A 17004-nucleotide genomic window follows, 5' to 3' on the forward strand; every position below is an offset into this window, starting at 1 on the left:
GCGGGTTCACACGACCGCAGTGCCCGCATGACCGACGAGACGATCCGCCCCACCTTCCACGGCTTCGAGCAGATCCCGCTGCGCGAGTACGCCGAGCGCGCCTACCTGGACTACTCGATGTATGTGGTCCTGGACCGTGCCCTGCCCTTCATCGGCGACGGGCTCAAGCCGGTGCAGCGCCGGATCATCTATTCGATGAGCGAGCTTGGACTCAGCGCCGCGTCCAAACCGAAGAAGTCCGCACGCACCGTCGGTGACGTGATCGGCAAGTTCCACCCGCACGGCGACAGTGCCTGCTACGAAGCGCTGGTGCTGATGGCCCAGCCGTTTTCGTACCGCTATCCGCTGATCGAAGGCCAGGGCAATTTCGGCTCGCCGGACGACCCCAAGTCGTTCGCGGCCATGCGCTACACCGAATCCAAGCTCACCCCGATCGCCGAAGTGCTGCTGGGCGAGCTGACCCAGGGCACCACCGACTGGTCGCCCAACTTCGACGGTACCCTGGAAGAGCCGACCTGGCTGCCGGCGCGCCTGCCGCACCTGCTGCTCAACGGCACCACCGGGATTGCCGTGGGCATGGCCACCGACGTGCCGCCGCACAACCTCAACGAAATCGTCAGTGCGCTGATCCGCCTGATCGACGACCCGGAAGCCACCGTCGCCGACCTGTGCGAACACGTGCGCGGCCCGGACTATCCGACCAGCGCCGAGATCATCACCTCTCAGGCCGACCTGCGCACGATGTACGAAACCGGCCACGGCAGCGTGCGCGCACGGGCGACCTTCCAGAAGGAAAACACCAACATCGTGGTGACCGCGCTGCCCTACCAGGTCTCGCCGTCCAAGGTGATCGAGCAGATCGCCGCACAGATGCGCGCCAAGAAACTGCCCTGGCTGGAAGATATCCGCGACGAATCGGACCACCAGAACCCGGTGCGCGTGGTGCTGATCCCGCGCTCCAACCGGGTCGATGCCGACCAGCTGATGGGCCACCTGTTCGCCACCACCGACCTGGAAAAGAGCTACCGGGTCAACATGAACATCATCGGCCTGGACGGCCGCCCGCAGGTCAAGAACCTGCGCAGCTTCCTGAGCGAATGGCTGGGCTTCCGCTACAGCACGGTGACCCGTCGACTGACCCATCGCCTGGAGAAGGTCGAGCGTCGCCTGCACCTGTTGGACGGCCTGCTGACCGCGTTCCTCAACCTGGATGAAGTGATCCGCATCATCCGCACCGAGGACGAGCCCAAGCCCGCGCTGATCGCACGTTTCGCACTGAGCGAGGAACAGACCGACTACATCCTGGAAACCCGCCTGCGCCAGCTGGCCCGCCTGGAAGAAATGAAGATCCGCGGCGAGCAGGACGCGCTGGCCAAGGAACGCGAAAGCCTGATCGCCATCCTGGGTTCGGCCACCAAGCTGCGCAAGCTGGTCAAGGACGAACTGCTGGCCGACGCCAAGAAGTTCGGCGACGAGCGTCGCTCGCCGCTGGTCGCCCGCCACGCCGCGCAGGCGCTGGACGAAACCGAACTGGTCGCCAGCGAGCCGATGACCGTGGTGGTCTCGGAAAAAGGCTGGGTACGCGCGGCCAAGGGCAACGATATCGACACCGCCAAGCTGGGCTACCGCGACGGCGACAGCCTGCTGGCCGCGGTGCGCGCGCGCAGCAACCACCAGGTCGCGTTCTTCGATTCAACCGGGCGCAGCTATTCCACCGCGGTGCATACGCTGCCCTCGGCGCGTGGCAACGGCGAGCCGTTGACCGGGCGGTTCTCGCCAGCCGGCGGCGCGGCGTTCCAGGCACTGGCCTCGGGCGAGAACGACACCCGCTTCGTGCTGGCCTCCAGCCACGGCTACGGCTTCGTGACCCGCTTCGAAAACCTGACCAGCCGCAACAAGGCCGGCAAGGCAATGCTCAACCTCACGCCCAATGCCAGGGTGCTGCAGCCCGCACTGGTGGCCAATACCAGCAGCGACCGCATCGTGGCAGTGACCAGCTCCGGCAACCTGCTGGCCATCGCCGCCAGCGACCTGCCGGAACTGGACAAGGGCAAGGGGAACAAGATCATCGACATCCCCAAGGCCAAGCTGGCGACCGAGCACGTGGTGGCCATCGTCGCCATTGCCCCCGGCGGCACGCTGCAGATCCACAGCGGCGCACGCACCATGACCCTGTCGTTCAAGGACCTGGATGTCTACACCGGCACGCGCGCCACGCGTGGGATGCTGTTGCCGCGCGGGTGGCAGAAGGTCGACGGGCTCGATGTCATTTAAGGCGCGGGCACGACGCTGATGGACGCCGATTTCTGGCTGCAGCGCTGGAACCAGGGCCAGACCGGCTTCCACCAGGCGCGGGTGATGCCACTGCTGGAGAAGCATTGGCCGGCGCTGGCGCTGCCAGTGGGCAGCCAGGTGTTCGTACCGCTGGCCGGCAAGTCGCTGGACATGCCGTGGCTGGCCGCACAAGGCCATCGCGTACTCGGCATCGAATTGTCACCGCTGGCGGTGCAGCAGTTCTTCACCGAACACGGCCTGCAGCCGCAGGTGCATGAAAGCCGCTACGGCGTGCATCACGTGGCCGGCAACATCGAACTGATCTGCGGCGATGTGTTCGCACTCGATGCCAACGCCTTGGCCGGTTGCGCAGCCGTGTATGACCGCGCGGCGTTGATCGCCCTGCCCGAGCCGATGCGCGAACGCTATGTCAGCCAGGTGTACGGGGCGATGCCCGCTGGCGCCCAGGGCCTGCTGATCACCCTGGAATATCCGCAGGCGCAGAAGGCCGGGCCGCCGTTCTCAGTGGTGCCGATCGAGGTCGATGCGTTGTTCGCCGACCGCTGGCAGGTCGATGCGCTGGAGCGTCGCGACATCCTCTCCTACGAGCCCCGCTTTGCCGCCGCAGGCGTGACGTCGCTGGAGACGGCGGTGTATCGCCTGCAGCGAGACCTGTAGAGCGGAGCTTGTGGCAATCCCCTCTTGGGGACTCCGCTGGGGCTTCCCCATGACCTGACCGGAAAGCAGCGGAGCAAGCTCCGCTCTACAGGGAGCATCTCCGCCGCCCTGCTGCCAGATCACGGGAAAGCCCCAGCGGAGTCCCCAAGAGGGGATTGCCACAAGCTCGGCTCTACAAAGCATCCAGGGCAATGCCATTGCGCACACAAAAACGCCGGGCTTGCCCGGCGTTCTCGTTCACCACACCTGTGCGTGGTTATTCCTTGGCCAGGCCCGCGCCGTCCATCTTCGATGTCTGGTACAGCGCCAGGCCGATGCGCTTGATCAGGCCCAGCTGCTGCTCCAGCCACCAGGCGTGGTCTTCCTCGGTGTCGCGCAGCTGCGCCAGCAGCATGTCGCGGCTGACATAGTCCTTCTTCTCTTCGCAGAGCTTCATCGCGGCAGCCAGGTCGGCGCGCACCTTGTACTCGGTCTGCAGGTCGGCTTCGAGCATTTCCACCACGGTCTTGCCGGGGCTGAAGGCATGCGGCCGCATGTCCGGGTCGCCTTCCAGGAACAGGATCCGGCGCAGGATCGCGTCGGCGTGCTCGGTCTCCTCCTCCATCTCATGGCCGATGCGCTCGTACAGCGCCATCAGGCCCTGGTCTTCGTAACGACGCGAATGCAGGAAGTACTGATCGCGGGCGGCAAGCTCGCCACGCAGCAGTTCGATCAGGCAGGCGACGACTTCGGGATGACCTTTCATGGTGGGCTCGACTCTGGAAACTGCGTGCATGGTGCCGGATCGCGACGGCCAGTGTTCTAATCGGAATCACTTTCACTTGCAGCCCGATTGCCCCCTCCGGTTTCGCGGCAGCACTCCATCATTCCCCCCACAGGCCGGCGCGCCCCGGCCGCACGAGTAGCGCATGACCCGCTGGATCAAATGGAGTCTCCTGACACTGCTGGGCCTGTCGGTGCTGGCGGGATTGCTGGCCTGGGCCTTGCTCCGCGGCAGCCTGCCCATGCTGGAAGGCCAGCAGAGGCTGCCCGGCCTGTCCGCCCCGGTGACCATCGCCCGCGATGCGCTGGGCACGGTGACCATCGACGCGGCCAGTCCTGCCGACGCCGCGCGCGCATTGGGCTACGTGCATGCACAGGAGCGCTATTTCGAAATGGACCTGATGCGCCGGACTTCGGCCGGTGAACTCGCCGCGCTGTTCGGCCCGCGTGCGTTGCCAGTGGACCGACAGCATCGACTGCACCGCATGCGCGCCCGCGGCGAAGGCGACCTGGCCGCCTTCGCCAGCTCGCACCGCGGCGAACTGCAGGCCTATACAGCCGGCGTCAACGCCGGCCTGGCCGACCTGGCAGTGCGCCCCTGGCCGTACCTGCTGTTGCGCCAGGCGCCGCAGCCCTGGACCGATGCCGATACGGTCCTGACCGGCGATGCCATGTATTTCGACCTGCAGGACGCCGACGATGCACGCGGCCTGGCGCTCTGGCAGCTCAAACAGCAGCTACCGGCCGCCCTGTTCAGCCTGCTCACGACTGAAGGCAGCGACTGGGACGCGCCGCTGCAGGGCGGCCCACGCGCCACTCCCACGCTGCCGGATGCCGGCAGCGTGGACCTGCGTGAACTGCCTTCGCCCGACCACACCGCCGCAGCGCCGTCGGAAGCGCTGGCGCCAGGCAGCAACAATTTCGCCATCGCCGGCAATCTGACCGCCGATGGTCGCGCGATCGTGGCCGACGACATGCACCTGGCCCTGCGCGCGCCCAATCTGTGGTTCCGGGTGCGCCTGCGCTACGCCGACCCGCAGGCGGCCGGCGGCAAGGTCGACGTCACCGGCTTCAGCCTGCCCGGCCTGCCCGCCGTCATCGTTGGCAGCAACACGCATGTGGCCTGGGGCTTCACCAACGGCTATGCCGCGACCGCCGACCTGTTCCGGGTCACGCCATGCACCACGCTACGTACACAAGGCTGCGCCGCTTTGACCGTGCACCACGAGCGCATCGCGGTGGCCGGTGCTGCCGACGAAGCCCTGGACGTGCGCGAGACCGAACAAGGCCCGCTGGTCCAGGACCTGCCCGACGGCCAGGCGCTGGCCCTGCGCTGGGTGGGGCACCTGCCCGGGGCGCTCAACCTGGGCCTGTCCGAACTGGCCCGCGCCGGCGATCTGGACGCGGCATTGCGGGCGACCGACGGCATCGCCGTACCCGCGCAGAACCTGCTGCTGGCCGATGCCTCCGGCCGGATCGCCTGGCGCCTGCTCGGCCCGCTGCCGCAGCGCACGCCTGGCTGCGGTTCCGAACGGCTCGTCCTGCCCACCGCTTCGGCCGCCGTGGATGACACCGGCAAGGCCGCCACGCCGTGTCCGCCCTGGCCGATCTCGACCACCCAGGCCACTGCGCTCACGGATCCGGCCGATGGCCGGCTGTGGACCGCCAACAACCGCGTTGCCGATGGTCCGTTGCTGGCAACCCTGGGCGATGGTGGTTATCAGCTTGGCGCGCGGGCGCAGCAGATCCGCGACGACCTGCAGCGCCTGGAGCAGCCAGATGAACGCGCCCTGCTGGCGATCCAGCTGGATCGGCGCGCGATCTTCCTGCAGCGCTGGTGGGCGTTGCTGCAGACCGAGGCCAAGGCCGCGCCAGCCGGTTCGGCACTGCGTGAACTGGGCAGCGCCGCCGCGCACTGGGACGGCAGTGCCAATGTCGATTCGGTGAGCTTTCGCCTGGTCCGTGCGTGGCGGCTGGCCGTACAGGCGCGGGTCGAAGACGGCCTGACCGCCCCCGCCCGCGCCAGGCTGGGGCCGGACTTCACGATGCCCGACCTCCCGCAGTTCGAAGGCGTGCTGTGGTCGCTGCTGCAGCAACGGCCCGTCAACCTGCTGCCCCGCCGCGACAGCTGCGCAGCGATGGCATCGGCACCGAAGGACTGCAACGACACCCAGGGCTGGAGCCGCCTGCTGGAAGCCGCCGCTGCCCGGGTCCGCGATGACCTGTCCAAGGACGCACCGCTGGACACCCGCACCTGGGGCGAACACAACACCGCCAGGATCTGCCATCCCCTGGCGGCCGCCCTGCCCTGGCGGGCCAAGCGACTGCTGTGCATGCCGGCCGACCCGTTGCCCGGCGCGGGCGACATGCCACGCGTGCAGGCACCGGGTTTCGGCGCATCCGAACGCATGGTGGTGTCGCCCGGCCACGAGGCCGACGGCATCATCCACATGCCGGGTGGGCAAAGCGGCCATCCGCTCTCGCCCTATTGGGGCGCCGGCCACGAGGATTGGGTCAGCGGCAGGGAAACGCCTTTCCTGCCGGGCGCAACCCAACACACGCTGACCCTGCAGCCACAATGAGGCCTGGCTGACCTGCTTCAGGGCAGGCGGGCCTCTTCGGTCAACGCCGACATCAGGCCGCCGAACTGGTACGGCTTGGGCAGAAAACGCACGCCACGTGGCAGCGGCGGCAGCTGCGACTGCGCATAGCCCGACGTCAGCACCACGGCGATCTGCGGATGCTCGCGCGAGATCATTTCCACCAGCTGCACCCCCGACAGCCCCCTGGGCATCAGCACATCGCTCACCAGCACATCGAAGCCCTGGTCATGGATCAGGATGTCGATGGCTTGTGACGCATCCAGCGCGGTCACCACCTCGACGTCATACCTGGCCAGTCCTTCCTGCAGAACGCGCAGTAATTCCGGGTTGTCATCGACCATCAGGATGCGCAGGTGTCTTGCCATGGCACTCATCGAACTTCGGCGGGGCGTCTGACGGGCATGGGCGCACTATGGCCAGGCCGGCGACAAGAAAACGTGTTCTTTCAAGCACCGATGAACGCCGGCTGGCCCGGCCGGCCGCAATCCCGCCCTGTAAAGCCTGGATGCACGCTGCGCTGATGATCGTGCAGTGACAATGCTGCTGCACCGCCGCACGAAGACCGTGGCGTGCGCTGACTCCCCCACGCGACAGGTCTCGCTCGAATGACACAACGCTCCTGGCTTTCCACGTTCCCGCTGCCCTGTGCCGCGTTGCTGGCAGCGGCTTTCGCCGCACCGCCGGCCGATGCGGCAGCGTCCGACGACCGCGCAGCCTGCACCGCCAAGGTCGGTCCCGAAGACAACCTGCAGGGCGCGATCAACGCCCTTCCCGGCGACGGGCAGCCTGCCGTGCTGTGCCTGTCCGCGGGCGACTACCAGCTGCAGGGCCTGATCTCGCTCCTGCGCGACAACACCACCCTGCGCGGCGTAGGCCCGAAGACCGTGTTGCACATGCGCGATGGCGTGCAGCAACCATTACTGGTGGTAGGCGATTCGGCCGAGCAGGTGCCGGCGCAGCCCATCCAGAACATCACCATCTCCGACATGGCCCTGATCGGCGGCAAGGCGGAAAAGGAATTCATGCCCGAGCGCCCGTACCTGAGCAATAGCGCTGTGGTCGTGCGCCGTGGCATCAACGTGCGCCTGACCCGGCTCAAGGCCAGCAACTGCCGCAGCGCCTGCCTGCTGACCGAGCAGCACAGCAGCGACATCACCATCGACCACAACGAGGTGTTCGGTGCGATCTGGGATGGCGTGTCGTTCAACAGCACTTCCAGGGTGGACATGCATGACAACAACGTGCACGACAACGTCGCCGCCGGCATCACCGCCGAAGAGATCAACGACAGCCAGATCCGCAACAACGTGCTGGCCAACAACGGCAGCCAGGGCGCCTACCTGTCCAACTCACGCAACAACCTGTTCGTCAACAACACCTTCAGCGGCAACCACGGTGCCGGCGTGTTCCTGACCTGCGCGATCCGCTTCCGCAACGCCGACGGCAGCACCCAGTGCTGGGACAACAGCGTCAGCCAGAACAACACCTTCGATGCCAATCACTTCGACAAGGACCCGTTCACCTACACCATCGGTGTGGATAAGGCCGCCAATTGCACCAGCGAGGCCTTCAAGCCCAATGTCTGGAAGGCCAGCAACCAGGCCACGGCCTCAGGCGTGGACATCGACCCGCAGCGCTACGGCTACTGCGTGCGCCACGAGCCCTGAGCAACCAGTGCCCTGCTCAGGGTGCACGCAGCAGAAGGCGGGTTCCCAATCCCGCCATCAGCGCCGCACTGCAACGGTCCAGCGGACGCCGCGCCCGCAACCACCATCGCTGTGGCAGTGGCGCGGACAGTGCGCAGGCCACCAGCGCGAACCACAGCGCATCGATCGTGAACGCCAGCGCCGGCAGCACGAGGTAATCCGTTGCCGCACGGACCGGCGGCAGCAGCGCCGCGAACATGCTGGCGAACACCAACGCCGTCTGCGGGTTGCCCAGCTGGGTCAGCAGGCCCAGTACGAAGGCACCGCGCGTGCCACCCTCCAGCGCTGACGCGGCAACACCTTCATCGGCCGGGTCGCGCTGCCACATCCGCCAGGCCAGCCACAGCAGGTAGGCGCCACCGGCGACCGACAGCACCCGGTGCAAGGCCGGCACGCGCTCCAGCAGCGCCTGCAGACCGCACAAGGCAAGCAGGGCGAACACGGCACACCCAAGGCCCATGCCCACCGCAGCCGCCAGGCCGGCGGCGCGCGAACGCGTCGCCGCCAGCCGCGCGACCAGGATGAAGCTGGCACCGGGACTCATCGCCCCCAGTGCCAGGACGCCGGCGACGGCCAACAAGGCGCCGCCGGACTCGCTCACGAGGCCAGCGCCTGCGCGTGTACGCCGGCAATCGCGCGACCCGACGGATCGGCCGCGTTGGCGAAGCTGGCATCCCAGGCAATCGCCGCCGGCGAGGAGCAGGCAATCGACTTGCCACCCGGCACGGTCTCGGCCGCGGCCGGCGACGGGAACGCCTGCTCGAACAACGTACGGTAGAAGTACGCCTCCTTGGTCAGCGGCGGATTCACCGGGAAGCGCTTATCGGCCGCAGCCAGTTCGCGATCGGTCACCTGCGCCTCGGCGTGCGCCTTCAGGCCATCGATCCAGCCATAGCCAACGCCATCACTGAACTGCTCCTTCTGGCGCCACAGGATGGAATCGGGCAGATAGCCTTCGAACGCTTCGCGCAGCACCGCCTTCTCGATGCGCTTCTTGCCATCGGCACCGACGGTGATCATCTTGTGCGAGGCATCCATGCGCATGGCCACGTCCATGAACTCGCGGTCCAGGAACGGCACGCGCGGCTCCACGCCCCAGGCCATCATCGACTTGTTCGCGCGCAGGCAGTCGTAGTTGTACAGCGCGTCCAGCTTGCGGATCAGCTCCTCATGGAATTCGCGTGCGTTCGGCGCCTTGTGGAAGTACAGATAGCCACCGAAGATCTCGTCGCTGCCCTCACCACTGAGCACCATCTTCACACCCATCGCCTTGATCCGGCGCGCCAGCAGGAACATCGGCGTGGACGCGCGGATGGTGGTCACGTCATAGGTTTCGATGTGCTTGATGACTTCCGGCAGCGCGTCCAGGCCTTCTTCGAAGGTGTATTCGAAGCCGTGGTGCACGGTACCCAGCGCATCGCCGGCGATCTGCGCAGCGGCCAGGTCCGGCGAGCCCTTCAGGCCGATCGCGAACGAGTGCAGGCGCGGCCACCAGGCTTCGGTCTTGTCGCCATCCTCGATGCGGTGGCGTGCATAGCGCGCAGCCACGGCCGCGACCAACGACGAATCCAGGCCACCGGACAGCAGCACGCCGTAGGGCACATCGGTCATCAGCTGGCGATGCACGGCGGCTTCGAAGGCTTCGCGCAGTTCCTGCTTGGAGACTTCGACATCCTTGACCGCATCGTAGTCGCGCCACGGGCGCTTGTAATACTGCTTTAGCTCGCCGGTGGCGGTGTCGTACCAGTGGCCCGGCGGGAACTGCGCCACATCGGCGCAGGCTTCGCTGAGCGACTTCATTTCCGACGCAACGCGCAAGCGCCCTTCCTTGTCATGCCCCCAGTACAGTGGGCACACGCCCATGGTGTCGCGGGCGATGATCGCGTGGCCGGTGGCCTTGTCCCACAGCGCGAAGGCGAAGATGCCGTTGAGGCGGTTGAGGAAAGACTCGACCGAATCTTCGCGGTACAGCGCGTTGATCACCTCGCAGTCCGAACCGGTCTGGAAGGCGTAGGGCTGCTTCAGCTCGGCCTTGAGTTCGGCGTGGTTGTAGATCTCGCCATTGACCGCCAGCGCCAGCGCGCCGTCCTCACTCAGCAGCGGCTGCGAACCGCCGGCCGGATCGACGATGGCCAGGCGCTCGTGGACCAGGATCGCACCGTCATCCACGTACACACCGCTCCAGTCGGGTCCGCGGTGACGCTGGCGCTGCGAGCACTCCAGGGCCTGACGGCGCAGCGCGCCAAGATCATCGCCAGACTGCAGGCCGAAGATGCCGAAGATCGAACACATGGGGAAACTCCTGGGATATGCCTTACAAAGAAGGTGATGTGAGGGTAAGGATGGGCTGGCAGTTCAGACATAAAAAAAACCCGCATCCTGCGATGCGGGTTTTCTGATTCCTTGGCTGTTCCGTTCTTTGCCTAGTCGCAGACCCGCATCGGCCGCGCACGATTGTTCGCGCGCAGATTATTGCGGTTGTTGTTGTTCACGACGTTGGCGCGGCTGGACAGCATGTGAGCGAACTTAACCCGGGTGTTTGTTGCAGCGCAACTGTTACGCCAGCAACCGTTCGATCAGGACCCGGTACAGGTCCGGCAGCCGTTCCAGGTCGGCCACGCGGACGTGTTCATCGATCTGGTGGATGGTGGCATTGACCGGGCCGACCTCGATGCACTGTGCGCCCAGCGGCGCGATGAAACGCGCATCGGACGTACCGCCGCCGGTGCTCTCTTCCGGCGCGCTGCCCGCGAATTCGCCCAGCACCTCGCGCGCGACGCTGCGCAGGCGGCCTTCCGGCGTGTAGAACGGCTCGCCACTGCGGTGCCACTTCAGCGCGTATTCCAGCCCGTGCCGCTGCAGCAGCGCGGCAATCTCGGCCTCCAGTTTCGGTGCATCCCAGTGCGGGTTGTAGCGCAGGTTGAACAGCACCTGCAGCTCGCCCGGGATCACGTTGCTGGCGCCGGTGCCGGCATGGATGTTGGACACCTGCAGGCTGGTCGGCGGGAAGCTCTCGTAGCCATCGTCCCAATGGCGCGCGGTCAGCTCGGCCAGCGCGGCGGCGGCCTGGTGGATCGGATTGCGTGCCTTGTGCGGATAAGCGACGTGGCCTTGTACGCCCTTCACGGTCAGCGTGCCGGTCAGGCTGCCGCGACGGCCGACGCGCAATAGGTCACCCAGCGTGTCGGTGGACGATGGCTCACCGGTGATGCACCAGTCGATGCCCTGCCCGCGCTCGGCGAACACCGTGGCGACATGGCGCACGCCATCAATGGCATCGCCTTCCTCATCGCTGGTCACCAGCACGGCGAGCGTGCCTGTGTGCTGCGGATGGGCAGCGACGTACTGCTCGGCGGCGACCACGAATGCCGCGACGCTGCCCTTCATGTCGGCGGTACCGCGACCATAGAGATTGCCATCGCGCACTTCGGGCTTGAAGGGATCGCTGGCCCACGCTTCGACCGGACCGGTCGGCACCACGTCGGTATGGCCCAACAGCACCAGCACCGGCGCACCGCTGCCATGGGTGGCCCACAGGTTGTCGACCGCGCCGAAACGCAGGTGTTCGCAGTTGAAGCCAGCTGCCTGCAGGCGCCCGGCGATCAACGCCTGGCAACCCGCGTCGTCGGGCGTGATCGAAGCGCGCGAGACCAGATCGACCGTCAGATCGAACACATCGCTGTTGGCCGGCGCGCTCACGGCGCGATCCCGAAGCGGGCCTTGAAGCCGTTATCGGAAAAGCCCTGGCTCAGCGCCCCGTCATCGGTGATCACCACCGGGCGACGAATCAGCTGCGGATGTTCGCGCAGCAGCAGCTTCCATTCGGCATCGCTGCCGGGCGCCTTGCGGTTATCCGGCAGCTGCCGCCAGGTGGTCGAGGACTTGTTGACCAGCGTATCGAAGCCGCCGGCCTTGCCTGCCCATTCGACCAGCGTCTCCGGCGAAGGCTTGTTGTCACGGTAATCGACGAAGGCATACGCGACACCGAAACGGTCCAGCCACTTGGTGGCCTTCTTGCAGGTATCGCAGTTCTTCAGTCCGTAGATGGTGGCGGTCATGCGGCGGCTCTCGGATTGCGTGGACTCGCGGGCGAAAGGTCAGCGCAGCGGATGCGCCGGGACGCCCTCGTGGGTGGCCTTCATCGGCAGGAATGACCCTACGCGTCGAAGGACATGCGTTGGTTGGGCGTGACGCGATGGTGGCCATCGGCATCGCCCAGCGGGTGACGATGGTAGACGATGCGGCAACCGTCGTCCGGTGGGTGCAGGCGCGGGCGCGATCTCCCTGCACACCGTCCGACGGCACCCAAAAGCCAAGGGCCGCAATCGCGGCCCTTGGCATCAAACAGCAGGATGTCGAACGATCAGTCCGCCAGGCCGCGCAGCAGGTCGTTGACGCTGGTCTTGCTGCGGGTTTTCTCGTCGACCTGCTTGACGATGACCGCCGCGTACAGCGAATGCGACCCATCCTTGGCCGGCAGCGAACCGGACACCACCACGCTGCCCGGCGGCACGTAGCCGTAGGAAACCTCGCCAGTGGCGCGGTTGTAGATGCGGGTGGACTGGCTCAGGAACACGCCCATGCCGATCACGCTGTGGTGGCCGACGACCACGCCTTCAACCACCTCCGAACGTGCACCGATGAAGCAATGGTCCTCGATGATCGTCGGTGCAGCCTGCAGCGGCTCCAGCACGCCGCCGATGCCGGCGCCGCCAGACAGGTGGCAGTGCTTGCCGATCTGCGCGCACGAACCCACCGTCGCCCAGGTATCGACCATCGTGCCTTCGCCCACGTGGGCGCCGATGTTGGTGAAGCTGGGCATCAGCACCACGTCCTTGCCGAAGTACGTGCCGCGACGGGCGACTGCACCCGGCACCACGCGCACGCCGCCGGCCTTGAACTTGGCCGCGTCATAGCCGGCAAAGCGCGCTTCGACCTTGTCCCAGAACGGCGCCGGCTCGGCCTCCACCACGGCCATGTCGTTGACCCGGAAGTACAGCAGCACGGCTTTCTTCAGCCACTCGTTGACCTGCCAGCCGCCCTCGGCCTTGGGTTCGGCCACGCGCAGCGCACCGGACTCCAGTCCGTCGATGGCCGCGTACACGGCCGGGCGCACCTGGCCGCTGATCTCGTCGGCGGTCAGGTCGGCGCGGCGCTCGAAGGCGTCTTCCAGGGTGGACTTGAGGGTTTGGATATCGACTGCGGACATGGAGCGGGGGTTTCCTGGAGATGGGAGGAGAAGTGAATCAGGCCGCGGCTTCGAGCCGCGCACGCAGGGCCTCGCGCAGGGCCTCGCGCTTGTCGTCGGTCAGTGGCTGATCGGCCTCGTCACTGAGGTGGAACACGTCCTCGGCGCGTTCGCCGAAGGTGGCGATACGCGCATCGTGCACGCGCAGGCGCTGCAGGCGCAGCACCTGTGCCAGCTGTGCCAGCAGGCCCGGGCGGTCTGGCGCGACCAGGTCCAGCACGGTATAGCGGCCATCGAGCGTGTTGCCGAACTCAAAACGCGGCGGAAAGCGGAAATGCCGCAGCTGGCGCGGCACGGTGCGCTGGGACACGCGCACCTGGTCCAGCGCGCCATCCAGCGCACGGCGCAGCGACGCGACCACCGTCGCCGGATCGGAATTGGCGTAGGTGTCGGCGGGGAGGATTTCGAAGGTATCGAACACCGTGCCGTGCGGCCCGACCAGCACACGCGCCTGGTGGATGCCGAAACCCAGCCGATCCAGCGTGGCTACGATCGCGGCGAACAGGCCATCGCGGTCGGGCGAATGGACGAACACCTCCATCGCCACCGCGTCCTCGTCGATGTGCCGCACCTGGACCAGGGTCTGGCCCATCTGTACGTCCACCAGCGCCCCAGCCTGCCAGGCCAGCTGCTCGGGCCGGAAGCGCATGAAGCTTTCCTCCGGCATTTCGGCGAACTGGCGCGCGATGGTCTCCGCGTCGAAGCCCTGCTGCTGCATCAGGGTGCGGGTGGCCTCGCGCCCTTCGACCACCCGCTGCTCCACGGCTACCGGTTGCTCCAGGCCTTCGCGCAGGACGCGCCGGGTGGCGAAATACAGGTCGGCCAGCAACCGGTCCTTCCAGGCATTCCACAGCTTGGGACTGGTGCCGGCGATATCGGCGCAGGTCAGCAGGTACAGGTAGTCCAGGTGCTCGCGGTCGCCGATCACGGTGGCGAAGCGATGGATGACTTCCGGGTCGGCGATGTCCTGCTTCTGCGCGGTGACCGACATGCGCAGGTGCTGTTCCACCAGCCAGGTCACCAGCCCGGTATCGGACGCGTTGAGCCCGTGCGCTTCGCAGAAGGCGCGCGCGTCGACCGAACCCAGCTCGGAATGATCGCCACCACGGCCCTTGGCGATGTCATGGAACAACCCGGCCAGCAACAGCAGTTCCGGCTTGCGCAGGCGCGGCCAGACTTCATGGGCGATCGAAAAGCGCTCGTCGGCGCGGCCGCTGGAAAACGCGGCCAGGTTCCGCAACACCATCAAGGTGTGCTGGTCGACCGTATACACATGGAACAGGTCGAACTGCATGCGCCCTGACACCTGCGCGAATGCCGGCAGCCACTGGCTCAGCACCCCCAGGCGCGCCATCCGCGCCAGCGTGTCCACCGCGCGCGGCCCACGCATCAGGGCGAGGAACTGCGCGCGTTGTTCGGCGGTCGCGCCGGTGTAGGGCTTCAGCGTCGGCAGCGCCTCGGCCAGCGCCCGCGCGGTCCGCGAGTGCAGGCCACTGATCCGTGGCTGTGCCGCCCAGATGGCGAACAGACTGAACACGTCACCGACATCGCGCGGCCACTGGGCGCCGCTGGCGGCCAGGTAATTGCGGTGCAGCTCGAAGGCCTCGTCCAGCGCTTGCGGCACGGCCTCGCCTTCGAACTGCTCTTCGAAGCGCTGCAGCAAGCGGTCGCTGATCCGCCGCACGATGGCCGCGCTGCGGTAGAAGCCCTGCATCATCTGTTCGACCGCCAGGCTGCCCGGCGCGTCGGCATAGCCCAGGTGCGCGGCCAGGGTCTTCTGGTAATCGAAGCGCAGGCGCTCCTCCGGCCGGCCGGCCATCAGGTGCAAGCCATAGCGCAGCCGGCCCAGCACGCGTCGCTCGCGCGCCAGTGCCGCAGCTTCGTCCGGGCCCAGCTGGTCCATGCCGACCAGGGCTTCCAGGTCGCGCACGCCAAAGGTGCGCAGCGCCATCCAGCCCAGGGTGTGCAGGTCACGCAGGCCGCCCGGACCATCCTTGATGTCCGGCTCCAGGTTGTCGGAGGTATCGCCGAAGCGCGCATGGCGCAGGCGCATTTCCTCGCGCTTGACCGCGAAGAACTCACGCGGCGCCCAGACTTGGTCTGGCGCGACGGCCTGCGCCAGTGCCTTGCGCGCACCCTCGCCGGCAATCAGCGGCCGCGCCTCGATCAACGCGGTCAGCACGGTCTGGTCTTCGGCGGCCTCGGTGCATTCCTGCGGCGAACGCACCGCATGGCTGAGCTTCAGGCCGACATCCCAGACCAGCGCCAGGCAGCGGGCCAGCGCTTCATGTCCGCGCTGCTGGGCATCGGAATCACCCAGCACCAGCACGTCCACGTCCGAATGCGGAAACAACTCACCACGGCCATAGCCGCCAACAGCGAACAGCGACAGACCAACGTCGGTCGGGAAACAGCGGCGCCACGCCTCGCCGAGCAGGTGGTCGACCGCGCGCGCGCGCAAGGCAAGCACGCGATCGATGCGATCGACATCGTCGAAACGACGCGCAAGCTTTTCATCCGTTGCCGCCAGCGCGGCACGCGCCTGCTGCGACCACTCGCTATCGCAGGAGGGCTCGGCGCTCAGGGGCGGCCGCTGCACGGCATCGTTCGCGGCCGCCGACTGACTCACAGGTCGTTGTCGTCGCCCGGCACCCGGGTCAGGATTTCCACGCCATCTTCGGTCACCGCCACGGTGTGCTCCCACTGCGCCGAGAGCTTGCGGTCCTTGGTGACCACGGTCCAGCCATCGGGCAGGGTCTTGGTGTAGCGGGTGCCTTCATTGATCATCGGCTCGATGGTGAAGGTCATGCCCGGCTTGAGCACCACGCCATCGCCAGGACGCCCGTAATGCAGCACCTGCGGTTCGTCGTGGTACACGGTGCCGATGCCGTGGCCGCAGTACTCGCGCACGACGCTGAAGCGTTCGCCCTCGGCGTACTGCTGGATCGCATGACCGACATCGCCCAGGGTCGCACCCGGCTTGACCGCACGGATGCCACGGAACATGGCTTCGCGCGTGACATCGACCAGGCGCTTGGCCATCACCGACGGCGTGCCGACGATATACATGCGGCTGGTATCGCCGTGCCAGCCGTCCTTGATGACGGTGACATCAATGTTGACGATGTCGCCGTCCTTGAGGACCTTGCCTTCGTTCGGGATGCCGTGGCAGATCACGTTATTGACCGACGTGCAGACCGTGGCCGGGAAGCCACGGTAGCCGACATTGGCCGGGATGGCGTCCTGCACCTTGACGATATGGTCGTGGCAGATGCGGTCCAGCTCGGCGGTGGTCACGCCTGGCTTCACGTGTGGCGCCACGACCTGCAGCACTTCGGCGGCCAGGCGGCCTGCGACGCGCATTTTTTCCAGATCGGCGGCGGATTTCAGTTGGATGCTCATGGCACCCATTATCGCCGATTCCGCCCCTGCCTGAACGGAACGATGTTGTATCGATACAGGAACGCGACAAGCGCGTCGGCCGCTAGCCCGGCCATGGCCCGATGCCGCCCACACCCGACCCGGTCGCACGATTTCCCCGAGCCCCCCCCATGCCCACGACACGGCCAAAAGTGACGCACGCGGTACGCCGCATGGGCGCGGGAGTGCCAACGGCGTCTCATTACCGGCAGGCCTCAGGCCTGTTCAGGCGTTGGCACGCAGCCTGCTTACCCAAGGGCAGGCCGCGCATGTCGCGCTGGCCACATCCCCCGGAACTGCACACCGCCATGCG

The 17004-nt window shown here is 66.9% G+C and carries 13 protein-coding genes; 4 read left to right on the forward strand and 9 right to left on the reverse strand.

Annotation, left to right across the window (positions count from 1 at the left end; all coding sequences use genetic code 11):
• Nucleotides 1-27: 27 nt before the first annotated feature.
• Nucleotides 28-2274 (forward strand): DNA topoisomerase IV subunit A, encoded by a 2247-nt coding sequence (gene parC, locus O8I58_RS05365; RefSeq protein WP_298321305.1) that lies wholly within the window; start codon nt 28-30, stop codon nt 2272-2274.
• An 18-nt stretch (nt 2275-2292) separates the two neighbouring features.
• Complete coding sequence (locus O8I58_RS05370) at nt 2293-2952, forward strand: thiopurine S-methyltransferase (protein WP_298321307.1); 660 nt, start codon at nt 2293-2295, stop codon at nt 2950-2952.
• 256 nt (nt 2953-3208) lie between these two features.
• Here O8I58_RS05370 and bfr read toward each other — a convergent pair whose 3' ends face one another.
• Nucleotides 3209-3697: a bacterioferritin gene (bfr, locus tag O8I58_RS05375; protein WP_298321309.1), complete on the reverse strand. Its 489-nt coding sequence runs from the start codon at nt 3695-3697 to the stop codon at nt 3209-3211.
• Nucleotides 3698-3860: 163 nt separating this feature from the next.
• On the opposite strand from bfr, the gene O8I58_RS05380 reads away from it, so the two are divergent.
• Entirely contained in the window at nt 3861-6296 is a 2436-nt protein-coding gene (locus O8I58_RS05380; protein ID WP_298321310.1) for a penicillin acylase family protein, read from the forward strand.
• A 17-nt stretch (nt 6297-6313) separates the two neighbouring features.
• Here the strand turns inward: O8I58_RS05380 and O8I58_RS05385 are convergent, their stop codons facing one another.
• Nucleotides 6314-6682: a response regulator gene (locus O8I58_RS05385; RefSeq protein WP_298321312.1), complete on the reverse strand. Its 369-nt coding sequence runs from the start codon at nt 6680-6682 to the stop codon at nt 6314-6316.
• 240 nt (nt 6683-6922) lie between these two features.
• On the opposite strand from O8I58_RS05385, the gene O8I58_RS05390 reads away from it, so the two are divergent.
• Complete coding sequence (locus O8I58_RS05390; protein ID WP_298321314.1) at nt 6923-7984, forward strand: right-handed parallel beta-helix repeat-containing protein; 1062 nt, start codon at nt 6923-6925, stop codon at nt 7982-7984.
• A 16-nt stretch (nt 7985-8000) separates the two neighbouring features.
• Here the strand turns inward: O8I58_RS05390 and O8I58_RS05395 are convergent, their stop codons facing one another.
• The 7 genes from O8I58_RS05395 to map all read right to left on the reverse strand — a co-directional run bounded on the left by O8I58_RS05395 (nt 8001) and on the right by map (nt 16673).
• Nucleotides 8001-8624 carry a LysE family translocator gene (locus O8I58_RS05395; protein WP_298321316.1) on the reverse strand — a complete coding sequence of 208 codons (624 nt, stop codon included), beginning with the start codon at nt 8622-8624 and terminating at the stop codon, nt 8001-8003.
• Entirely contained in the window at nt 8621-10315 is a 1695-nt protein-coding gene (gene asnB / locus O8I58_RS05400) for an asparagine synthase B (protein ID WP_298321318.1), read from the reverse strand. Before asnB ends, O8I58_RS05395 begins: the two co-directional genes overlap by 4 nt.
• A 264-nt stretch (nt 10316-10579) precedes the next feature.
• Nucleotides 10580-11722 carry a succinyl-diaminopimelate desuccinylase gene (gene dapE, locus O8I58_RS05405; RefSeq protein ID WP_298321320.1) on the reverse strand — a complete coding sequence of 381 codons (1143 nt, stop codon included), beginning with the start codon at nt 11720-11722 and terminating at the stop codon, nt 10580-10582.
• A complete protein-coding gene (locus O8I58_RS05410; RefSeq protein WP_298321322.1) occupies nt 11719-12081 on the reverse strand; it encodes an arsenate reductase in 363 nt (120 codons plus the stop codon). Before O8I58_RS05410 ends, dapE begins: the two co-directional genes overlap by 4 nt.
• 305 nt (nt 12082-12386) lie before the next feature.
• Nucleotides 12387-13232, reverse strand: a complete 846-nt coding sequence (gene dapD / locus O8I58_RS05415) for a 2,3,4,5-tetrahydropyridine-2,6-dicarboxylate N-succinyltransferase (protein WP_298321324.1) — start codon at nt 13230-13232, stop codon at nt 12387-12389.
• Between the two features lie 37 nt (nt 13233-13269).
• On the reverse strand, nt 13270-15870 hold the full coding sequence (gene glnD / locus O8I58_RS05420) for a [protein-PII] uridylyltransferase (RefSeq protein ID WP_298321325.1): 2601 nt from the start codon (nt 15868-15870) through the stop codon (nt 13270-13272).
• A 26-nt stretch (nt 15871-15896) separates the two neighbouring features.
• Nucleotides 15897-16673 carry a type I methionyl aminopeptidase gene (gene map, locus O8I58_RS05425; RefSeq protein ID WP_298321327.1) on the reverse strand — a complete coding sequence of 259 codons (777 nt, stop codon included), beginning with the start codon at nt 16671-16673 and terminating at the stop codon, nt 15897-15899.
• Between the last annotated feature and the right edge of the window lie 331 nt (nt 16674-17004).

The sequence above is a fragment of the Pseudoxanthomonas sp. genome, assembly GCF_027498035.1.
Classification (GTDB): Bacteria; Pseudomonadota; Gammaproteobacteria; order Xanthomonadales; family Xanthomonadaceae; genus Pseudoxanthomonas_A.

What these genes read in the sequence shown, in the direction of transcription:
- bfr (WP_298321309.1), bottom strand. Translation starts at nt 3,697, where the DNA reads ATGAAAGGTCATCCCGAAGTCGTCGCCTGCCTGATCGAACTGCTGCGT.
- O8I58_RS05380 (WP_298321310.1), top strand. Translation starts at nt 3,861, where the DNA reads ATGACCCGCTGGATCAAATGGAGTCTCCTGACACTGCTGGGCCTGTCG.
- dapD (WP_298321324.1), bottom strand. Translation starts at nt 13,232, where the DNA reads ATGTCCGCAGTCGATATCCAAACCCTCAAGTCCACCCTGGAAGACGCC.
- O8I58_RS05370 (WP_298321307.1), top strand. Translation starts at nt 2,293, where the DNA reads ATGGACGCCGATTTCTGGCTGCAGCGCTGGAACCAGGGCCAGACCGGC.
- asnB (WP_298321318.1), bottom strand. Translation starts at nt 10,315, where the DNA reads ATGTGTTCGATCTTCGGCATCTTCGGCCTGCAGTCTGGCGATGATCTT.
- O8I58_RS05385 (WP_298321312.1), bottom strand. Translation starts at nt 6,682, where the DNA reads ATGGCAAGACACCTGCGCATCCTGATGGTCGATGACAACCCGGAATTA.
- map (WP_298321327.1), bottom strand. Translation starts at nt 16,673, where the DNA reads ATGAGCATCCAACTGAAATCCGCCGCCGATCTGGAAAAAATGCGCGTC.
- O8I58_RS05410 (WP_298321322.1), bottom strand. Translation starts at nt 12,081, where the DNA reads ATGACCGCCACCATCTACGGACTGAAGAACTGCGATACCTGCAAGAAG.
- O8I58_RS05390 (WP_298321314.1), top strand. Translation starts at nt 6,923, where the DNA reads ATGACACAACGCTCCTGGCTTTCCACGTTCCCGCTGCCCTGTGCCGCG.
- parC (WP_298321305.1), top strand. Translation starts at nt 28, where the DNA reads ATGACCGACGAGACGATCCGCCCCACCTTCCACGGCTTCGAGCAGATC.